The sequence below is a fragment of the Virgisporangium ochraceum genome (assembly GCF_016863655.1).
GTDB lineage: Bacteria > Actinomycetota > Actinomycetes > Mycobacteriales > Micromonosporaceae > Virgisporangium > Virgisporangium ochraceum.
The window spans coordinates 51,581-71,421 of sequence record NZ_BOPH01000026.1; the positions used below are offsets into that span (position 1 = coordinate 51,581).

The 19,841-nt window shown below is 74.3% G+C and carries 11 protein-coding genes; 4 read left to right on the forward strand and 7 right to left on the reverse strand.

Going from position 1 to position 19,841, the window contains the following annotated elements; all coding sequences use genetic code 11:
• Positions 1-4,146 (forward strand): Hsp70 family protein, encoded by a 4,146-nt coding sequence (locus Voc01_RS12070; protein WP_203927450.1) that lies wholly within the window; start codon positions 1-3, stop codon positions 4,144-4,146.
• Here Voc01_RS12070 and Voc01_RS12075 read toward each other — a convergent pair.
• The 4 genes from Voc01_RS12075 to Voc01_RS12090 are packed head-to-tail and all read right to left on the reverse strand — an operon-like array spanning position 4,143 to position 11,951.
• Positions 4,143-5,603, reverse strand: coding sequence for a dynamin family protein (locus Voc01_RS12075; RefSeq protein WP_203927451.1), 1,461 nt, complete (start codon positions 5,601-5,603; stop codon positions 4,143-4,145). The genes Voc01_RS12070 and Voc01_RS12075 overlap by 4 nt on opposite strands.
• A complete protein-coding gene (locus Voc01_RS12080; protein WP_203927452.1) occupies positions 5,600-7,408 on the reverse strand; it encodes a dynamin family protein in 1,809 nt (602 codons plus the stop codon). The genes Voc01_RS12075 and Voc01_RS12080 overlap by 4 nt, the downstream gene beginning before the upstream one ends.
• A gap of 12 nt (positions 7,409-7,420) precedes the next feature.
• On the reverse strand, positions 7,421-8,281 hold the full coding sequence (locus Voc01_RS12085; protein ID WP_203927453.1) for a hypothetical protein: 861 nt from the start codon (positions 8,279-8,281) through the stop codon (positions 7,421-7,423).
• 10 nt (positions 8,282-8,291) lie between these two features.
• On the reverse strand, positions 8,292-11,951 hold the full coding sequence (locus tag Voc01_RS12090) for a hypothetical protein (RefSeq protein ID WP_203927454.1): 3,660 nt from the start codon (positions 11,949-11,951) through the stop codon (positions 8,292-8,294).
• Between the two features lie 149 nt (positions 11,952-12,100).
• Between Voc01_RS12090 and Voc01_RS12095 the strand changes: the two genes are divergently transcribed.
• Positions 12,101-13,648 (forward strand): acyl-CoA carboxylase subunit beta, encoded by a 1,548-nt coding sequence (locus Voc01_RS12095; RefSeq protein ID WP_203927455.1) that lies wholly within the window; start codon positions 12,101-12,103, stop codon positions 13,646-13,648.
• On the opposite strand, the gene Voc01_RS12100 is transcribed toward Voc01_RS12095, so the two are convergent.
• The 3 genes from Voc01_RS12100 to Voc01_RS12110 are packed head-to-tail and all read right to left on the reverse strand — an operon-like array spanning position 13,636 to position 16,187.
• Positions 13,636-14,673 carry a 1-acyl-sn-glycerol-3-phosphate acyltransferase gene (locus tag Voc01_RS12100; protein ID WP_203927456.1) on the reverse strand — a complete coding sequence of 346 codons (1,038 nt, stop codon included), beginning with the start codon at positions 14,671-14,673 and terminating at the stop codon, positions 13,636-13,638. The genes Voc01_RS12095 and Voc01_RS12100 overlap by 13 nt on opposite strands.
• Positions 14,674-15,489, reverse strand: a complete 816-nt coding sequence (locus Voc01_RS12105; protein ID WP_275423707.1) for a patatin-like phospholipase family protein — start codon at positions 15,487-15,489, stop codon at positions 14,674-14,676.
• Positions 15,486-16,187, reverse strand: a complete 702-nt coding sequence (locus Voc01_RS12110) for a DUF1707 SHOCT-like domain-containing protein (RefSeq protein WP_203927457.1) — start codon at positions 16,185-16,187, stop codon at positions 15,486-15,488. The genes Voc01_RS12105 and Voc01_RS12110 overlap by 4 nt, the downstream gene beginning before the upstream one ends.
• An 83-nt stretch (positions 16,188-16,270) precedes the next feature.
• Here Voc01_RS12110 and Voc01_RS12115 point away from each other — a divergent pair, with 83 nt between their 5' ends.
• Together Voc01_RS12115 and Voc01_RS12120 are read left to right on the forward strand one after the other, a co-directional pair.
• Complete coding sequence (locus tag Voc01_RS12115; protein WP_203927458.1) at positions 16,271-17,917, forward strand: DUF885 domain-containing protein; 1,647 nt, start codon at positions 16,271-16,273, stop codon at positions 17,915-17,917.
• Positions 17,918-18,350: 433 nt separating this feature from the next.
• Complete coding sequence (locus Voc01_RS12120) at positions 18,351-19,751, forward strand: hypothetical protein (RefSeq protein ID WP_203927459.1); 1,401 nt, start codon at positions 18,351-18,353, stop codon at positions 19,749-19,751.
• Positions 19,752-19,841: the final 90 nt, after the last annotated feature.

A 19,841-nucleotide genomic window follows, 5' to 3' on the forward strand; every position in this document is an offset into this window, starting at 1 on the left:
ATGAGTTACGGGCTCGGCGTCGACCTCGGTACGACGTACACCGCGGCGGCCGTGCGCCACAACGGTCACGCCGAAGTCGCGCGCCTGGGCAGCCGGCGCGCGGAGATCCCGTCGCTGGTCTTCGTGCGCCCCGACGGCGGCGTGCTGATCGGCGAGGCGGCCGAGCGACGCGGCGCGGGCGAACCGTTCCGGCTGGCCCGCGAGTTCAAGAGGCGCATCGGTGACCCCGTGCCGCTGCTCGTCGGCGGATCGCCGTACCCGGCGCACGCGCTGATGGCCCGGCTGCTCGAAGAGGTGCTCGGCACGGTCACCCGGCAGCAGGAGGGACCGCCCGCGGCGGTCACGGTGACCTATCCCGCCAACTGGGGGCCGTACAAGCGGGAACTCCTCGGCCAGGCGGTGCGTCTGGCCGAGCTGCGCGACGTCACGTTACGGTCCGAACCCGAGGCCGCCGCCGTGCGTTACGCGGCCACCGAACGCATCCGGGCGGGCGAGGCCGTCGCCGTGTACGACCTGGGCGGCGGGACCTTCGACGCGGCGGTGCTGCGCAAGACGTCCGACGGTTTCGAGCTCCTGGGCGAGCCCGAGGGAATCGAGCAGCTGGGCGGCATCGACTTCGACGAGGCCGTACTCGCGTTCGTGACCGCGACGCTGGGCCCGTCGGTCGCCTCGCTCGACCCCGACGACCCGTCGGTGATCGAGGCGCTCGCCCGGCTGCGCCGCGACTGCGTGGAGGCCAAGGAAGCGCTTTCCTACGACACCGAGGTCATGGTGCCGGTGGCCCTGCCCAACCTGCACACCCGGGTGCGGCTGAACCGGTCCGAGTTCGAGTCCATGATCATGCCCGCCATCCTGGAGACCATCGCCGCCCTGCGTCGTGCCCTGCGCGGCGCCGGTGTCGACGCGTCGGACCTGCGGTCGATCCTGTTGTCGGGTGGCTCGTCGCGGATCCCGTTGGTGAGCCAGCTGTTGTCGGTGGAGTTCGGCCGTCCGGTGGTGCTGGACCCGAGTCCGGAGCACAGCATCGCGCTGGGCGCCGCTCTGGTGACCGCGAGTCCGGACGAGGCTCCCGCATCCGTGTCGGCGACGCCGTCGGTGTCCTCCCCCTCCGACCCTGCCCCTGATGACCCGCCGTCGCCCGACTCCGTCGAGGAGGTCGGCGCGCCGACGATGAGCCGCCGCGGCCGGGTGGCGACCATGCTGTCGAGGCTGGGTGGCCGGTCCCGGTCGGCTCTGCCGGACGTGCCGGCCCCGGCCGGCCTGTCGGACGTGCCCGCCCTTCCCGGCGTGGCCGGCCTGTCGGACGTGCCGGTCGCTTCCGGCGTGGCCGCCGCGCCGGTGACACCCCCGGCCATCCCGGGTCCGCCGATCCTGGAGCCGCCGATCCCAGCCACCCCGGACGCCGGAACCGCCATCTCCGGAGCGGCGATCGCCTGGGACCCGGCCACCCCCGCCGACGTGGGCGAGGTGGCGTCCACTGCGACCGACGCCGCGCCACCGGTGGCTCCGCCGGGCGCCGCGCCACCGGTGGCTCTTCCGCCCATCGCGACGCCTGCGCCGGCGGCGGCCTCGGCACTGCCGCCGGCCCCGGCGCCGCCCGTGGCTCCAGCGTTGCCGGCCACCCCAGCGTTGCCGGCGGCGACCGCGCGGCCGGTGACGGCGGCGCGGGCAGCCGCTCCGGGCTCTCCCCTGACCACGGACGGCCCGGCCGTGAGCACCCCGCCCGGTCCACCGGCAAACGACCTGATGCCCGACACCCCGTCCCGCGGGGTGGCCAGGGTCCGCCCCCAACCGCCGGCTCCGAGCACCCCTCACACCGGCCGCGCGACGGTGGCGGCCGGCCCCCAGGCCAGCGGACGCGCGACCGTATCCCCGCGTACGGAGACCAGCAGACCGACGAGCCCGGCTCCGCCACAACCCCGGTCGGCAAGCGGACGCGCGTCCGTCGCCCCACGCCGCATCACCCCGACCGGACGCGCCCAGGTGACCGCGCCCACCGGCCCACCGGCCCCGACCCCACCCCCGGCGACTCCGGTCCCGGGCGTGTCCGGTGCGGCGACTCCGGGGGCCGAGGTGGCGACTCCGATGCCCGGCGCACTCGCTCGCGCCACACCGGTGTCGGGCGCACCGTCTTCGGGGACGCCCGTGTCAGGGACGCCCGTGTCAGGGACGCCCGTGTCAGGCACGCCCGTTTCCGGTACACCCGTTTCCGGTACACCCGGAGCGGCACCGCCCGATGCTGACGGCACGGCGCCGCCCTCCTCCACACGGACACCCGTGAGCCGGCGCCCGTTCTCGACGGAGCCACCGCCTCCGCCACCGGTGCCGCCGCTGGTGACCCCGCAGGCACAGCCACTGATCCCGGCCCAACGGCAGGCGTCGGAGCACCGTCCCGCCTCCGCCCGGTCACAGGACCAGTTACCGTCCCAGGCTCAGATGCCTGCCCAGGCCCAGCCGCCGGCACAGGTCCAGCCACAGCCACAAGCCCACCCACAAGCCCAGCCACAAGCCCGGCCGCAGGGTCAGGTGCAGACGCCGGCACGCGCGCAGCCGCCGGTGGCGGCACAACCGCACACAGCTCCAGCCCAGGCGCCGGTACCCACTCCGGAGCCGCCCGTCCCACCAGCATCCACCCCAGTCGTATCGATGCCGGCCGGCCCGGTGCCGTCGGGGTCGGTGCGGCCGGCGCCCATGCCACCGGTCTGGAATCCGCCGCCGGCGGTGCCGGGGCAGAACCCGTCGCCGCGGGGGGTGTATGGGGCGCCGCCCACGGCGGATCTTCGGCTCGGGACGGTGGGGGAGGTTCCGGCGGCCGGAGCCCCGTCGCGGACACCGGCATACGGTGCCGGTCAGGCTCCCAGCTTCGGCGTGGACGGCCAGGTCGGGAGCCAGACGGGCGGCCAGGTCGGGAGCCAGACGGGCGGCCAGGTCGGGAGCCAGGCCGGCAGCCACGCCGGGAGCCACGCCGGGAGCCACGCCGGGAGCCAGGCCAGTTCGGAAGGTGGGCAACCTCCGCAGTACGGGCTTCCCTACGGCGTCCCCGCATCGCCACCTGCCGTAGAGCACACCGGCCCGCCGGCCGTACAGGGTCCGGCCGTACAGGGTCCACCCCCTATTCAGCCTGCCGCCGCGCCACCGGAAGCGGCACCCCGTACCTACCGCATCGTCAAGGTGGTCGTCACCCTTGTCGTCATCATGGGGTTGACGGCCGTTGCCGGTGGGGCCTACTGGTTCTTCCTCGGCAACCGGAAGGGCGCGGAACCGCCCGCCGCCGCGCCGATCGCGCAGTGGGTGCGCAAGGCCGACGTTCCGCTGCCGCTCGAAGGTGCGGCCGTCGCCGCGTACCAGGGGAAGCTCTGGGTCGCCGGCGGACAGCAGGCCAGCGACCCCAAGACCAAGAGCAACGAGGTCTTCGTCTACGACCCGGCCACCGACGACTGGTCGGTGGGACCTGCGCTGCCCAACCAGATCAGCCACGCGACCCTGGTGCCGACGCCGGCCGGCCTGTACCTGGTCGGTGGCTGGCTCGTCGACGGCGGGTCCACGCAGGTGCTGCGCCTCGACGGCGCGCAACGGGTCTGGACGCCGCAGGCCCCGCTCCCGGAGTCGCGGGTGAACGGGGTCGGCGGATACACCGGCAGCGAGATCGTGTACGCGGGTGGCACCCGGCCGGGGCCATCGGCGGCCGACACGGTCTGGGCCCTGCGCAAGGACGCCTGGGTCGAGATCGGGGCGCTGGCCACACCCCGCCAGAAGGCGATGGCGGCCGGCAACGGCACCGACACGTTGTGGATCATGGGTGGCCGTAACATCCAGACGGAGGAGAAGTTCGGCACCATCGATCTCGTCACGTCCGGTGGGGTGTCGAGGTCGGACCGGGTGATCGAGCCGCCGGTCGACAGCGGGGCGGGCGTCTACGTTCCCGACTCCGGGATCTGCGTCGTCGGTGGGCAGACGCCGAACGGCGGGTTCAACGACTGGTGGTGCTGGGAGGGCGGGTTGGCGAAGAAGCTGCCGGCACTCAACCCGCAGCGCGGCGGGCTCGCCGCGGCCATCATCGACCGGACCATCTACGTCGTCGGCGGCTACGGCAAGGGATTCAGCAGCCTCAGCCGCCTGGACACCCTCACGCTGCCGGCACGCTAAGCGGACAGCGACGCCACGATCCCCTCGCAACTGCGCGCCGTCGCCCGCGCCGCGTACCGGACCTCGCGCGCGCTCAACGGATGCTCCGCCACCCGCAACCAACGCGTCAACGCCTCCTGCGCCGCCGACAACAGCAGCGACGGCACCGAGTCCGGTGGCAGCCCGAGCCGTTCCGGCGCCGACGCGCCCAGCCCACCGAGGAGCCGTTCCATCTCGGCCAGCTGCTCCGGTCGTCCCGGAAGGCGCGCGGACCGCAACTGGTGCAGCAGCCGCACCTCCACGAACTCGTGCGCGCTGGCGCGGATCTCCTCCACCGCCGACACGAGGGACGGGTGACCGCCGACCACGCCGTGCAGGGCCGCCAGCGCCGACCGCGCCTTCAGCACCTGGGCGCGGCTCACGAACTGCACCTCGAGCACCTCGGTCAGCCGCGCCAACCCGCTGCGCGACAGGAGTTCGCGCGCCAGCGCCGACGCGTTCGTCGCGACGCCCGACCGGATCAGCGACACGCTCAGCCGCACCCCGAACACCCCGAGCCGCCCGAGCAGCTCCCGCCGCTGGGTCGGCGTGACCGGCACGTCCGACGGGGCCGAAGCGAACCGCGAAGCGGTCAGCAGAAGCGACACCACCGACTCCAGGTCGGCGGCCGCAAGCGTTGCGAGCGCACGGAACTCGCTCTCGCGCAGCGTCGCGCCGGCCGACGCGAGCAGCCCCGCCACCGGGACGATCACCGGGCAGAGCCGGCGCATCCGCTCGTCACCCTGGTAGCGCGTCGCCACGCGGAGCGCGGCCTCCATCGAGTCGAGCTGGCATCCACCGATCTCGTCGGCCCGCGACAGCACGCCGATCGCGTTGATGGGTGAGCCGTTGATGAGGTCGTCGCCGTGGAACGCCTCCAGGAAGTTCAGGTCGCTGCCGTGCATGTGGCGCAGGAGGTAGACGACGGCGTCGGCCTGCGGGGCGGCCTCGAAGTCGTCGCCGGAAGCGGAGGACAGGAACGAGTACGTCCGCTGCGACACGTCGGCCGACAGCGACGCCAGTCCCGGCGTGTCGATCAGCGTGTGCTGGCGCAGCCGCCGCGACGGCACCTCCACCGTCATACTGTCCACTTCGGACAGTGGCCGCCCGAGCGACACGCGCAACGCTCCGGCCACGCGGTCGAAGGGTCGCGGCTCGATGCCGCCGTCGGCAAGAGCCACTTGGACCCGGTAAGCGGGCCCGTCCTTGTACCAGGTGACCACGCGCGTGCACTCGCCGGCGTCGGTGGGGGCGAGCTCCTCCCCCACCATCGCGTTGAGCAGAGTCGACTTGCCGGCCTTGACCATCCCCGCGATCGCCACCCGTAGCGGCTCCTCCAACCGCGCCGAGGCGAGGGAGACGACGGCCAGCGCGGCGGGATCGGTCAACTCGCGCGAGGCCTGCGCGAGCAGCGAACGCGTCCGGTCGAGAAGGCTCATGCCGAGACCCGTTTCACCAACGTGTCGATCTCCCGGCCGCGCGCGTCGAGCTCGGCCGCCCGGCGCGCGCGGTCGCGGTCGGGTAGCGAGGATCCCGACCGCACGGCGGCGAGCGCGGCCGACGACGACCGCTCGGCCAGCGCGGCCCGGGCCGCGAACTCGTCGCGCAGGAAACGTTGGGTGCGCCGCACGGCGTCCCGGCTGTCCTTGCCGACGAGAAACGCGACCTCGTCGACGTAGCGCTGCAGCTCCTGCCGCGCGACCTGGCGCCGCGACTCGATCTGCCGGTCGCGCTCGTGCCGCAGCAGCTTGCGTCCCACGGTGAGCCCGACCACGAGACCGATCGGCGCCGCGACGGTGAGCCCGAGCAGCGACCCGAACGCGCCGAACATCACCGGAACGACGATCGCGACGCGCGCGGCGGTGAACGCGCTGAGGAACTGTGTGGTCGACCGCTTCTCGAAGCGGGTCTGCGGTCCGGTGACCTCGGCGAGCGTCACCGCCGGCGCCGGGAGGTCGACGTCCAGGCCGTCGTACTCCAGGTCGAAGCGTTCGGCGACGTCGCGCGCGAGCTGCTCGGTGCGGGTCACGAGCGCGAACAGGTTGTCGACGGCCGCGGCCGTGGCCTCGCGGGCCGCCCAGCCCTGGAACTCGTGCCACGTGTCGCGCGGGTCACCGGCCTCGATCATCGCGGTGCCGCGGCGGACCATCGCCCGCAGCCGCTCGCGCAGATCGTGCTCGACGTCGGTGCTGAGGTCCTGGATGCCGTCGACGAGCATCGTCTGCCAGCCACCGGCGGACAGGCTCTGGACGCGGCGGGCCTTCTCCGCGTACCGCTCGGTCAGCTCGGGCGCGGAGTCCGGGCTGACGACCACCGCCTGCTCGGCCGCCACCTGCTCGCGCAGCTGGGCGAGCACGAAACCGGTCTCCTGCGCGGCGGTACGGGCGGCCGCGGTGTCGGAGCCGGTGAGGATCTGCCCGTGCAGGACCTCGAGCAGCCGCGGGAACCCGGACTCCTCGTTGAGCCCGGTGCTGCTGCGCCGGGCGGCGAGCAGCCGCAGGAACGACGACACCGCAACGATCGGCAGGTCCAGGCCGGCCTTCGCGAGGTGACCGCGGTTGAGGTCGACGATGCGCCGCCACTCCACCTGGAGGTCGACCTTCGTCACCACGACCACAGTGGACGGACAGCGCTCGATGGTCCGCGTGAGGAAGTCGACCTCGGGCGCGGTGAGCTCCTGCCGGGCGTCGGTGACGAACAGCGCGGCGTCGGCGAGCGGCAGCGTGCCCAGCGTCAGGTTGCCGTGCGCGGAGTCCAGCCCGCCGACGCCGGGAGTGTCGATGAAGGACAGTCCACTTGCGAGGATGCGCCGGTTCAGCTGGACCTCCACGGCCCGCAGCTTCTCGTCGGGGTCGGTGCGGGTCACGTACTCGCGCAGCCGTTCGAAGGGCACCTTCGCGCGCGTCGGCTCCGCGCCGTCGGGGCCCGCGAGGTGGGCGACCACCGACGGGCGACGCCCGTAGCGGACGATCGTGGGCACGGCGGTGACGATGTCGGCGTCGACCGGGCACACGTCGGTGCGCAGCAACGCGTTCACGAGCGAGCTCTTGCCCTGCTTGAACTCGCCGACCACGGCCACCGGGATGGTGCGGCCGACCAGGCCGGCGCGGCGGTCGTCGAGCCGCTCGGCGAGGTCGGTGCGCCCGGCCTCGAGCGCGAGGTCACGCGCCCGGTCGAGGTCCACCACCGCACGGGCGAGCAGCGCGCTCCGCACCGTCCTGCCCACGTCACCCGGGTCACTCATCGATCACCGACCCTACGTGACGCGCGCACGCCGGCGCCTGTCCTCGTAGGCGCGCTTCGCGCGGGCGAACCGGTCGTGGCCCCACCGCTCACGCAGCCGCACCAGCGGGCCCTCGAACGTCGACGCGCTGAGCTCCTTCCCGACGACGTCACCGACCGTCGCGTACCCCGTGGCGAGCGAGCCGTACGCCGCCACGTCGTCTCCGATCAGCTCGGCGACGGCCGACTCGGCCACCGCGGCCGCGATGTACGGCAGCACCGCGCGACCGTCGAGCGCGTGCCGGCGCGCCGACCGGATCTCGGCGAGGGCGCGCGGGAGGTCGCGCTCGTCGAGTGCACGGGTCGCCGCCAGGAACGCCAGATCCGCGTGCATCGCGGCGCCGGCAGCCCCGGCACCGACCGTCCCGGGCGCGCCCGCGCCGACGGCCTCGCGGGCGTCGCGCAGAAGTCGCGCCGCGTCGTCGATCCGGGGTGACGCGTCGCCGTCGGCCAGCGACCGCATCCGGTGCAGGGCCGCCGCCTTCTCGGGCGACCCGGCGTGCGCCGCCGCGTGTCCGTACGCCGCGGCGCCGTCGGCCGCCCGGCCCGACACGACCAGCGACTCGCCGAGCTCCGCCCAGGCGGCGGTCAGCAGGTCGGCGTCGCCGGCGGCCGTGGCGTGTTCCACGGCGCGGCGGGCGGTGGCGACCGCGTCGTCGGTGTCGCCCAGGGCCCGGTCGAGCGTGGCCGCCAACCGCAGCGCCCGGCCGGCCAGCAGTGCCTGGCCGGCGGCGTCGGCGCGGTCGCCCAGGCTCCGCACCACCGACCGGGCACCCGCCAGGTCGCCCGCCGCGGTGAGCATGGCGACGCGCTGGAACGCCACATCGGCGTCCACTATGGACACCTCACCAGGCGGACTCATTCGTCACCTCGTATCCCTGTGCCTCCAACCGTGCGCGGGTGGCCGCGACCGCCAGGCGGCGCTGCTCGCGGTGCCGCTGCGCCCAGGCCGCCAGGTCGGCGGCGAGCTGGTCGTGGCGCGCCTGCACGTCGGTGGCCGCACCGGTCGCCGCGGCGGAGTCGGCCCGCGCCCGCTGCTCGGCGTCGACGGCCGCCGCGGCGTCGGACGCGTTCTGCGCCCCCAACGCGTCGACCTGCTGGCGCGAGCGCTGCACCGACGTTCCGGTGGCGGTGGTGCGGGCCGCCTCGCCGGTGAGCGCGGTGGCGTCGGCGGTCAGCTTGCCCTGCTGGAGCGGGTGCTGCTGGTTCTGGGCATTGACCAGCATCTTCGCCTGGGTGAGCTGGGACATGAACCGCACCGCGTCGTCGTTGAGCTGGTTCATCTTCGCGGCGCCGCTGTCGGAGACCAGCGACACCACCTTGCCGACGCCGTACGTCACCGCCGCCCAGCCGCCGAGCATCACCTCGAGTGTGGCGAACCCCGTCATCCGCGACGCCGACGAGGCCAGGCTGGTGCCCGCCTCGGTCTGGCGGGTCTGCTGCTCCCGGTTCGCCGACGCGGTGTCGGCCACGGCCGTCGCCTGGTCGGCGGCGCGGCGGTCGAGGTCGTCGACGCCACCCGCGACGGTGACCAGCTGGTCGGCCCGGCGGGCGGTCTCGGCGTGGTCGGACTGTGCCGCCTCCGCGTCGGCGTCGGCCTGCGCCCGGCAGACCAGCAGCGTGGCGAGCTCACCCCGCAGCTGCGCCAGCTGTTCGGGGGTGCCGGGCGGGCGCTCGTAGGCGGGGTTGACGGGTTCGACCCGCCGCTCCGCCGGTCCCGCCGAACCGCCACCGCCCGGACCGCCGCCACCGCCGGGACCGCCGGCGGCCGGGCCGGCGCCGCCCGCCGCGAGGGCGGCGGCCGCGGCGGCGTCGTTGGCGGCGTCGAGGCCGCCGACCGCCTCGTCGGTGAACTCCGACGCCTTCTCGCCGAACATGGCCCGCACCAACGGGACGCTCGGCGGCACCTGCACCGGCACCGACACCACCGGGTCGGTGCCCTTGGAGATCGTGCCGTAGGGCAGCTGCACCTGCGGCCCGCCGCCCGGGTACATGCCCGGCAGTCCCGGAGCGGTGGACCCCTCCGGCTGCGGGGCGACCGTCGACACCACCCGCGGCGTTGCCGGGTTGATTCCGTACACATTCATCACGTTGATCGGGTCGTTCGCGAACGGCTGCTTGCCCGGCTCGTCGGGCATCCAGCCACGCGGCAGCGCCGAGTCGTCGGCGATCGCCTCCTGACCGGCGAGGGCCCGCGCCTGCGCGTGCGCGACCGCCGCCGCGAGCGCGTCGTCGCCGTCGAAGACGTGGTCGGCCCACGAGCCGGGCTGGCCGACCCGTACCGCGTACGCCTCCTTGGGCTGGTAGTCGCCGGTGCCGGGCAGGTGCAGGGTCGCGTCGGCGTCCCAGATCTTCTTGCCGGTCAACGGGTCGATCACGGCCTGGCCGGTCTCGCCCCGGTACGGGCCGAACTGCCGCGGGATCTCGTTGCCGTTCGCGTCGACGAGATGGCCGTGCCCGTAGCCGAGCGAGGCCAGCGGCGTCGGTTTGTCCGCGTCGGCGATGAGGTTCCTGAGGCTGGTCTCGCCGCTGAGGCCGCCGATCGCGACCCGCAGTTCGTTGAGGCTGGGCTCGGGGTCGAAGCGGGTCCGGGGACGCACGCTCGACGCGTCGAGGGGGTCGTCCTGGATCGTGTGCGCGATCCGCCGGGCCACCCCGGGCTGCGGCTCGTGGCCCGCGAGCAGCGCGGGAATCGCCGAGTCGTCAATGTTGACCGCCTGCTCGCCGTGCTTGATGGGCTGCGTGCTCATCGGCGCGCCGTACGCGTCGACCAGCTGCGGGGTGGCCTCCACGCCGATCGGTTTTCCGTAGGCGTCGACCAGCTGCGGGGTACCGCTACGGGACCCGGGGAGCGGGCCGCCCGCGGCAACCTGCCCCTGCGCGTCGAGCACGGTGGCGTTCGGGTTCGCCGCCAGCTGCTGCGCGGCGGCCAGCTCGTCGGGGGTGAGCACCAGGCGCGGCGTCGCCTCGACGAAAGGCCCCTCCGGATGCGCCGGCGTACGGGGACCGGTGCCCGCCGGGTCGAGCGCCCGGGCCGCCCGGTTGGGGTCGGCCGGCAGGTTCATCCGGTCACCCGCCATGCCCCCGCCCTTGGACCCGGCGAAGCCGCCGAGCACCCCACCGAGCGCGCCGGCGCTCTCGGCGAGCTGGCCGCCGGACGCCTGCACGGCCCGCGGGTCGGCGTCGCTGGTGAACGAGTGCAGCGACCGGAACAGCAGCACCAGCGACTGCCCGAAGATCTTGATGACCCCGAGCACCGCCGAGGCCAGCGACGCACCGGTGGCGATCGCGGTCGCGGGTGTCGCCACGGCGACCGACGCGCCGAGCGTCGGGATGGCCAGCGCCCAGGCGACCGCCGCCACCAGCCCGGCCACCAGCCCGATGGTGTCGAGCACGTTGCCCGCGATGTCGAGCCCCGCGACCACAGCGTCAATGTTGTTCGCGGCCCGTTCGTACCAGGTGGCCCCCTCGCCGGCGGCCGCGAACTTGGCGGCGAGCTCCGCCTGTCCCTCGCCGAAGAGCTGCCCGTACAGCGACACCGCGCCGATCGCGCCCCCGATGATCGCCCCGACCACGGGTACCGGTATCCGTCGCACCGCGAGCCGCGACGCGGCCCGGGTGCCCAGTTCGAGGCCGACCCCCATACCGGCGGCGGGTAGGACCCCGCCACCGAGGCCTCCACCCACCTGTTCGGCCACCCACCCGGCCCGGTCCGCCGAGCCGGCGTCCCCGACCGTGGCGGCGGCCGACCCCCACCGCTCGTGCTCGGCCAACTCGTCGTCGACGAGCACGGGGTCGATCGCGGGCGCGTCGACGACGGGTTGCTGTTCGGGGAGACCGGACGCGCCGGGGTGGACACCGGCATCGGCGCCTACGGGGCCCACGGTGGAGGCCGGGTCCTTGTCCGCCGGCACCGGGCCGGCCGAGGCGGGACCGCCGGACATGGGACCGCCGGACACAGGGCCGCTGGGCACCGGGCCGCCGGACACGGGACCGCTGGACATGGGACCCGCGGCTCCCCCACCATCCGCCGAACCGCCGCCCGAACCGCCGCCCGAACCGCCCGCCCCGGTACCTCCGCCGGGCACCTGTTCGCCCGCATACCCGACGCCGCCGCCGACGCCACCACCGCCGACGCCACCGCCACCGGCACCGCCCGCTCCGCCCCCGGCACCGCCCGCTCCGATGCCGGCTCCGATGCCGGCAGGGTCTCCGAGACCCCCCGTGCCGCCCCCACCGTCCGGGGGTGCGTCCGGGATGCGGGTCTGGGTGGCGGTGGTCGACTGGAGCGGGGCCTGCTCACCGCCGTCGAGGAGAGACTGGAGCGGGTCCACCGACATGGCGGGATCGCCGCCGGTGGACATCAGGCGGGACATCGCTCCGTTGCCGCCCGCCGTCAGGGCGTCGAGGGTCGGCGGCACGGGGCCGAACGGGGCCGGGCCACCGGGGTCGGTCGCCAGCTCGGTGGGCCGGTCCATCTCCTGCGCGCGCGTGCGGCCGGGCATGCATCGAGGTTTGACGCACGATGGTCCATTCGCAAGGCCCGGACGAGGAAGTGCGCGGATGTCTGCACGAGTCGGCCGGTGGGAGGTTGTGAACATCAACTGGACCGGATGATGTTGATAGCCTCCCACCCACCACGCAAGGGGGTCACATGGGGCACTGGGCGGACGAACTCGCCGACCTCGCTGAGCGGCGCGCCCGGGCGGCCGAACTCGGAGGGCCGGCCGCCGTCGGGCGGCAGGTGGCCAAGGGCAAGCTCACCGTCCGCGACCGCATCGACAGGTTGGTGGACCCGGGAAGTTGGCGCGAGGTGGGCGAGCTCGCGGGGCGCACCGGGGACGACGGCTTCACGGCGACCAACACGGTCTTCGGGCGGGCGCGGGTCGGCGGCGAGCGCGTGGTGGTCGTCGGCGACGACTTCACGGTGCGGGGTGGGGCCGCCGATCCCACCGGCATGGCCAAGCAGGTCCACGCGGAGCGGATGGCCGGCGACCTGAAAGTCCCGCTGATCAGGCTGCTCGACGGCACCGGCGGGGGCGGCACGGTCGAGTCGCTGCTGGACACCGGCCACACCTATGTTCCGTACAACCCGGGCTGGGACGAGGTGGTCGCGAACCTGGCGCGCATCCCCGTGATCGCGGTGGCGCTCGGGCCCGTCGCCGGGCTCGGGGCGGCGCGGCTCGTCACCAGCCACCTGTCGATCATGGTGCGCGGGCTCAGCCAGGTGTTCATCGCCGGCCCGGCGGTGGTCGAGGCCGGCATGGGCGAACGCGTCGACAAGGAGGCGCTCGGCGGGTGGCGGGTCGTGGCGAAGGCCGGCACGGTCGACCTCGTCGTCGACAGCGAGGACGAGGCGCTGCACCTCGCCAGGAAGCTGCTCACCTATCTACCGGCCAGCACCGCGCGGCGTGCGGTCCGCGGCGAGGGCGCGGCCGTCGCCGAGGATCCGTCGCTGCGGGACGCGGTACCGCGCGACCGGCGTAAGCCGTACGACCTGCGCGCGATCATGAAAAAGATATGTGACCCGGACAGCGTGCTCGAGGTCGGCCGGTACCACGCGCCGTCGACGGTCACGGCGCTGGCCCGGCTCGACGGCTGGCCGGTCGCCGTGCTGGCGAGCGACCCGCGCGTCTACGGCGGCGGGCTCACCGCCGAGGGCTCGGACAAGCTCGCCCGCTTCGTCGACCTCGCCGAGACGTTCAACCTGCCCGTCGTGCACCTGGTCGATCAACCCGGGTTCGTCATCGGCAGCGCCTCCGAGAAGCAGGGCACCATCCGGCGCGGCGCCCGCGCGGTGGCGGCGATCTACACGACGACCGTGCCGTGGGCGAGCGTGCTGGTCCGGCGGGTGTTCGGGGTGGCCGGCGCCGCGCACCGGCCGCACCACCGCCACACGTTCCGGGTCGCGTGGCCCAGCGGCGACTGGGGATCGCTGCCGATCGAGGGCGGGGTCGAGGTCGCGTTCCAGCGGCGCCTGGCCGCCGCGGGTGAGGACGCGGCCGCGATGAAGGCCGAGATCCTGGACAGACTGGAGGCCGTGCGGTCACCGGCGCGTACCGCCGAGGTGTTCGGGATAGAGGACGTGATCGATCCCGCGCACACGCGTCCCCTGCTCTGCGAGTGGGCACACGAGGCGTACGCCGTGCTGACGACGGGGCTCGACACCGCGCCCACGACGGACGCCCGCTACCGGCCCTGATCGCGTTCGGCGCGCTCGCGGGTCGACGTCTCGGCGACCCAGGCGTCGATCTTCGCCCACCAGTCGTACAGCCAGGCGATGCGGGCGTCGCGACCGGCCGGGATGTCGGCCGGCGGCACCGACCAGAAGCGCATCGTGAGGTGCCGGTCGAGCGGCAGGCCGCGCCAGATGTCGCTGACGCTGTCGAGGTCCTCGAAGCCCGTGTGCCCGACCAGTACGACGCCGGCCTCCGGCGCGGCCTCCAGCGCCGCGAGCACGCCGCCCGGCTGCGGCGCGAGCACGTGCGTGAGCCGCTCGGCACGGCGGGCCCACTGTGCCAGGCCCAGCCGGCGCAGGCGTTCGATCGCGCGCGTGCGGCGCCGCGGCGTGAAGTTGCCGCCCTCGGGAAAGATCAATAGGACGTCGTCACTGTCCAACCCGGTGGCCAGCGCGGCGATGTGCTCCTCGGCGGTCATCGCGCCCGGGTGCTCGGACGTCTTCGACAGGAAGCGGTTCGGCAGCCGGTTCAACACGATGTCGATGGCCGGGTCCCATTGCAGGGTGTCCTTCAGCACGATGCGCGGCTCGCGGTCGTACCAGTTGACCAGCGCGTGCGTCACGATGAACGAGTCGCCGGGACCGGCGTGCCGGCAGAAGATCAGCTCCGGCCGGCCCGGCGCGGCGATGTCGGGGTGCTCACCCTCGACGTCGATGCGCAGCCGCAGCACCGCCTTCGACTGCCGGAACAGCGCCGCCAGGAACGTGCCGACCAGCACGTAGTGCGCCCGCTGGAACCACGGCCGGCGCATCGCCAGGCCGAACCCGGAGCCGAGCCACAGGCCGAACAGCACCGCCAGCGCCGCCGCCTCCAGCGCGAGGTAGACGGCGACGACCCACAGGACCCGCAGTCCCCGCAACCGCCCCGACCCGAACGGCGACACGACCGCGGCGACCAGCAGCCACAGCGGCATGGTCACCAGCAGCACGACCAGCAGCACGAACGCCACCGGGGCGATCAGCAGCCGCCGCACCCAGACCGGCGGCATCTACAGCCCGTCCAGGTAGGCCGAGCTGGCCCGGTACGCCCGCTCGATGCGGGTACGCGCGGCGCTGAGGTTCCGGTACGACAGCGGCGAGTCGTCCTTCGGTGAGCCGCCACCCGTGGGCAGCACGTGGGCACGCACCCCGGCGGGCAGCGCGGCCATCTCCCGGGCGAACCGGTGCCGCCGGGCGATCTCGAACGCGACCTGGGCCACGTCGAGGTGCTTCTTCGGCGGCTGCAACGGCCGGTCGACGCGGCCGACCTGCAGCACCCAGACCGTGGTGGCGCCGAGCTCCACCGCCCGGCCGACCGGGATCGAGTTCACCACGCCGCCGTCGATGAAGTGCTCACCGTCGATGGGGACCGGGGGCAGCAGACCCGGCACGGCGCTCGACGCCAGCACGGCCTGCACGAGTGGGCCCTCGGTGAACCAGTGCTCCGCGGCCCGCTCGATGCTCGCGGCGCAGCACTGGAACGGCACCGGAAGGTCCTCGATCAGGGCCTCCTCGCCGAGCGTGCGGTTGAGGATGCGCCGCAGCGGGGCCGGCGAGTGCAGGTGGGTGCGGCTGGCGAAGCGCCGCAGCTGGCGGGCGTACGAGTCGCCGTAGATCTCCTTCGTCGACGGCGACGACCACACCGCGGCCAGCTGCTGGATCGCGTTCTCCGACGGGTCGGCGGCGATCGCCGCGCCGTTGACCGCACCGATCGACGTGCCGACGACCACGTCGGGCTTGATGCCCCGCTCGATCAGCGCCCGCAGCATGCCGACCTCCGCGGCGCCGAGCACGCCTCCCCCGCCGAGGACGAACGCGGTGGTCACGGCGCCTTGAGCTGCTTGCGCTCCAGCTTGGCCCGCCGACGTTCCTCTTTGCGTTCGAGCTTGCGCTGCTTGATGACGTCGTCGGGGGCCTTGCGCTCGACGCTCACACCGCCGAGGAGCGCCAGGCCCTTGACCACGACGACGGGTCCGCCGGGCTCGCCGTCGCCGACCGCGCCGCTGTCGAACCCGCCCAGGATGCCGACGCCGCCGACGTGCACCTCGGCGTCCTCCGGCACCCGCACCTGTACGCCGCCCAGGATCGCGAAGGCGCGGATGACCACCTTGCGCTCGGCGAACCGGGCCTGACGCAGGTCGATGTCGCCGCCGCCGAGCATCGCGAACGCCGTGAACCTCCCGGGCGCCACCCACCGGCCCTTGCGCTCGAACCCGCCGAGCAGCGCGAACCCGCCCGACGACGTCGGCTCGCCACCGAACCGGGCGGGATCTGTCGGCTGTACTACTGTCTCGTGCGCGACCGGCAGGCCGGCGGACGGCAGATCGCGGGTCAGCGGCTCCAGCTCGGCGTAGGTGCGCGCGGCGTAGACGGCATCGAGCCGTTCGGTGAGCTCGTCGAGGCCGATCCGGCCCTCACCTGCGGCTTCATGCAGAACGGCGGCCACCCGCTCCCGGTCGGCGTCGGAGGCGCGCAGCTCGCCGGCGGGCAGCGGCGCGGGAAGGTTCTCCGGCTCGTGCGACATGCGTCCAGGGTAGTTGACCGGGTCGGACATTCACGACCGTCGCGTACGGTGTCCTGACACCGCCTGTACACGGGGAGAAACCAATGAAGGACCTCGCCGACGAGCTTCTCGACGCCTACTTCGACGCGCACCCGGTCTCCGCCACGATCAACGGGATCCGCGACCGCGAAGAGGGGCTCACCGACTACAGCGAAGCCGGGCAGGAGGTTTTCGCGGCCACCGTCGGCGCGATCGCCGACCGGGCCCGCGCCGTCGACCCGGCCACGCTGGGCGCCGACGACCGGATCACGCGGGCCGTCGTGCTCCAGGAGGCCGAGCAGATGCGCACGCGCGTCGCGAGCCGCGCGGTCGAATGGGCGATCACCGACACGTGGACCGCGAACGGGCCCGACCTGTTCATCGACCTGCCCCGGATCGGGCTCGCCGAGCCGGCGCACGCCGAGGGGTACCTGGCCCGGCTGGGTGCGATCCCGCACGCGCTCGAGCAGATCGCCGAGCGGCACCGGGCCGGGATCGCCGCCGGCCGGCTGCCGGTGCGCCGGCTGGTCGAGGCCACGATCGCGTTCTTCGACCGCTACCTCGCCAACCGCGCCGGTGACCCGCTGTGCAAGCCCGTGCCGCCGGGTCACGCGTCCGCGTACGACGCCCGGCGCGACCGCGTCGTCGACGACGTGGTGCGTCCGGCCGTGGCCCGCTACCGCGAGGTGCTCGCCACCGAGGTGCTGCCGCACGGCCGTCCGACCGACCGGCCCGGCCTGTGCCACCTGCCCGGCGGCGACGGGATCTACGCCAGCCTGGTCAGGCTGCACACCACCACCGGGCGCACGCCCGACGAGCTGCACCGCACCGGCCTGGAACAGGTCGAGCGGCTGGCCGAGGAGTACGTGACGATCGGGTCGCGGGTCTTCGGCACCAGCGACCTGCGGGAGATCTTCCAGCGCCTGCGCACCGACCCGGAGCTGCGGTGGACCTCCGCCGACGAGCTGCTCACCTCCGCCCGCACCGCGATCGCCCGCGCCGAGGCCGTGGCGCCGCAGTGGTTCGGGAAGCTGCCCTCACAGGGCTGCGTCGTCGAGGCGGTACCGGCCGACGAGGCACCGGGCGCGGTCGGCGCCTACTACATGCAGCCGGCGCTCGACGGCAGCCGGCCGGGCACGTACTACGCCAACACCCACCGGGCCGAGGAACGCAACCGGTACATGTCCGAGGCGACCGCGTTCCACGAGGGCGTGCCCGGGCACCACTTCCAGGTCACCATCGCCCTGGAGCTCACCGAGCTGCCGATGCTGCGCCGGATGGCCGACTTCAACGCCTACATCGAGGGCTGGGGCCTGTACTCGGAGCGGCTCGCCGACGAGATGGGTCTGTACTCCAACGACGTCACCCGCCTCGGCATGCTCGCGCTCGACTCGATGCGGGCCTGCCGGCTGGTGGTCGACACCGGCCTGCACGCGAAGGGCTGGTCGCACCAGCAGGTGGTCGACTACATCGAGGCGAACTCGGTGCTGCCGATGGTGGAGATCGTGCAGGAGACCGACCGCTACATCGCCGACCCGGGCCAGGCGCTCGGCTACATGGTGGGGCGGCTCGAGCTCCAGCGGATCCGCGCCGCGGCGGAGGCCACGCTGGGTGACCGGTTCGACATCCGCGAGTTCCACGACACGGTGCTCGGCAGCGGACCGCTGCCATTGACGGTGCTCGACGAGGTGGTGCGCGACTGGGCGCGATGACCTCTGTTGAGGGGACGGATCCCGGCTTCGCGGGATACCGGAAACAGTGAACTATAGGCGGCGGGTTGGCACGGGTCCAGCTCACTTGACCTGATTCGCCCGTACGGACGGTGCACCCTAACTCGGTCGCCGTCCGTATCCGGCCACGTCGCCCGTGCCGGCCGGGCCGGGCCATGGCTAATGTCGATGCCGATGCTGCCGCGGGTGCGGCGGCTCGAGGCTGCCGCTCGGGGCGCGGCGGCGTCCGGCGCGCGAGGGGAGCCACTGGATGCGGGGTCTGGATGACCGGCTGGCCCGGATCGCCCGTCGAGACGAGCTCCGCGAGCGGACCAGCGGCACGCGCCCCGGCACCCACCGGATGGACGGCACGGATGGGGGCTCTGCTGGCTCTGCGGGCTCTGTGGGCTCTGCGGATCTTCCGGGTCTTCCTGGCGTGAGTCCGGTGGTCGACGAGGTGGCCGACGCCCTGCGCGCGGTGGTCGAGCGGAACCCCGGCGTGTTCGCCACGGTCGTGGTGCAGGAGGCCGACACCGCCTGGTCCGTGTGGATCGGCGAGTGGGACGGGACGCTGCGCACCCGCGTCACCCGCCTCGACCCGGATCCGCCCGCCCCCGCTCTCACGGCGGTGGCCGAACCGGACCTCGGCAACGAGCCGACACGGCCGCTGGCGGTACCGGCGGCGGCGTTGTCACTGGTGCCACCGGTCGCGGCGTCTGCGCCGGCGGCCGCGGACGCGTTGCCGGCGGCGGACGCTCTGCCGGCGGCGGACGCGTTGCCGGCGGCGGACGCGTTGCCGGCCGCAGCCGCTCTGCCGGCCGCAGCCGCTCTGGTGCCGCCCGCTGCTCTGGCGCCGCCCGCCGCGCCGTTGCCGTCCCGTAGGCCGCTGTCCGTTGTGCGGTCGCCGGAGCCCTTGCCGGCACGGGAGCCGGACTCCTCGCCGGCACGTGCGACAGACCCCGCGCCGGCACGTGCGACGGACCCCGCGCCGGCCCGGGTGCCATCGCCGGCCCAGGCCGCCGCGGGCGAGGTCACGCCGCTGCCCCGGCGCCGGCGGCGGGCCGTTCCGGCCGTGACCCGGGCGCTGCCCGCCGGGCCGACCCGCCGGCCGGGCGAGGTGCCCGTCACCGAACTGCTCCGGCCACGGCGTCCGCTGGACGACGAGATCTCCCCCGACGCCGCGACACCCCCGATGGGCTTCCGGCCGGTCGCCACCACCACCGGCGAGGCGGCACTCGCGCTGCCCGGGCGGTCGACGCCGCTCGATCCGGGTACGCCGCTGCCGAAGCGGATCCCCGACAGCGGCATCCCGCTCCCCCGGCGCCGGCCGGGTCTTCCGCTGGACGCCGGCCCCGAGCCGCTGCCCGCCCGGCTTCCGGAGCGGCAGGCGCTCGAGCGGTCCGGCGGCGTCGGTCCGCTGCCTCCGCCGGAGGTTCCGCTGGCGGCGGCCGGTCCCCGGTCGCTGGCGGCCGCCGGTCCTCGGTCGCTGCCCCCGCCCGAGGACGCGATCTGGCCGCCGCTGGCGCCGTCGCGCTACCGGCCGGCGCATCACGCCGACCAGCAGGCCGGCCAGCAGGCCGAGACGCCGGCCGAACGGAGCCGGCCCGAACCTCGGTCCGCCGAATCGTGGTCCGCCGGAGAGCAGCGCACGGACCAGCAGCGGGCCGATGACCAGCGGGCCGAGACGCCGGCGCTGCCCGTGCCGACGATTCCGGCACCGCCGCTGGCGGCCGCCCAGCGGGTCTCGGGACCGGCGATGAACGACCGGGTGGCCGGCCGCATCGCCGACATGCTGCGCCGCGAGGCCAAGCGCGACAACCGCGGGCTGACGTCCTAGTGTCCTGAGCCGTCGATTCGTATGCAGTGGTGTGTCACCGTGCGTTCGGACGCTCTGTCTTCGCGGGGGGTTGGGTGTCTGTTGATCGTT

Bases quoted from the DNA above. Each gene is read 5' to 3' on its own strand.
- Voc01_RS12090 (WP_203927454.1), bottom strand. From the start codon at position 11,951: ATGCCCGGCCGCACGCGCGCGCAGGAGATGGACCGGCCCACCGAGCTG.
- Voc01_RS12080 (WP_203927452.1), bottom strand. From the start codon at position 7,408: ATGAGTGACCCGGGTGACGTGGGCAGGACGGTGCGGAGCGCGCTGCTC.
- Voc01_RS12095 (WP_203927455.1), top strand. From the start codon at position 12,101: ATGGGGCACTGGGCGGACGAACTCGCCGACCTCGCTGAGCGGCGCGCC.
- Voc01_RS12115 (WP_203927458.1), top strand. From the start codon at position 16,271: ATGAAGGACCTCGCCGACGAGCTTCTCGACGCCTACTTCGACGCGCAC.
- Voc01_RS12100 (WP_203927456.1), bottom strand. From the start codon at position 14,673: ATGCCGCCGGTCTGGGTGCGGCGGCTGCTGATCGCCCCGGTGGCGTTC.
- Voc01_RS12110 (WP_203927457.1), bottom strand. From the start codon at position 16,187: ATGTCGCACGAGCCGGAGAACCTTCCCGCGCCGCTGCCCGCCGGCGAG.
- Voc01_RS12075 (WP_203927451.1), bottom strand. From the start codon at position 5,603: ATGAGCCTTCTCGACCGGACGCGTTCGCTGCTCGCGCAGGCCTCGCGC.
- Voc01_RS12070 (WP_203927450.1), top strand. From the start codon at position 1: ATGAGTTACGGGCTCGGCGTCGACCTCGGTACGACGTACACCGCGGCG.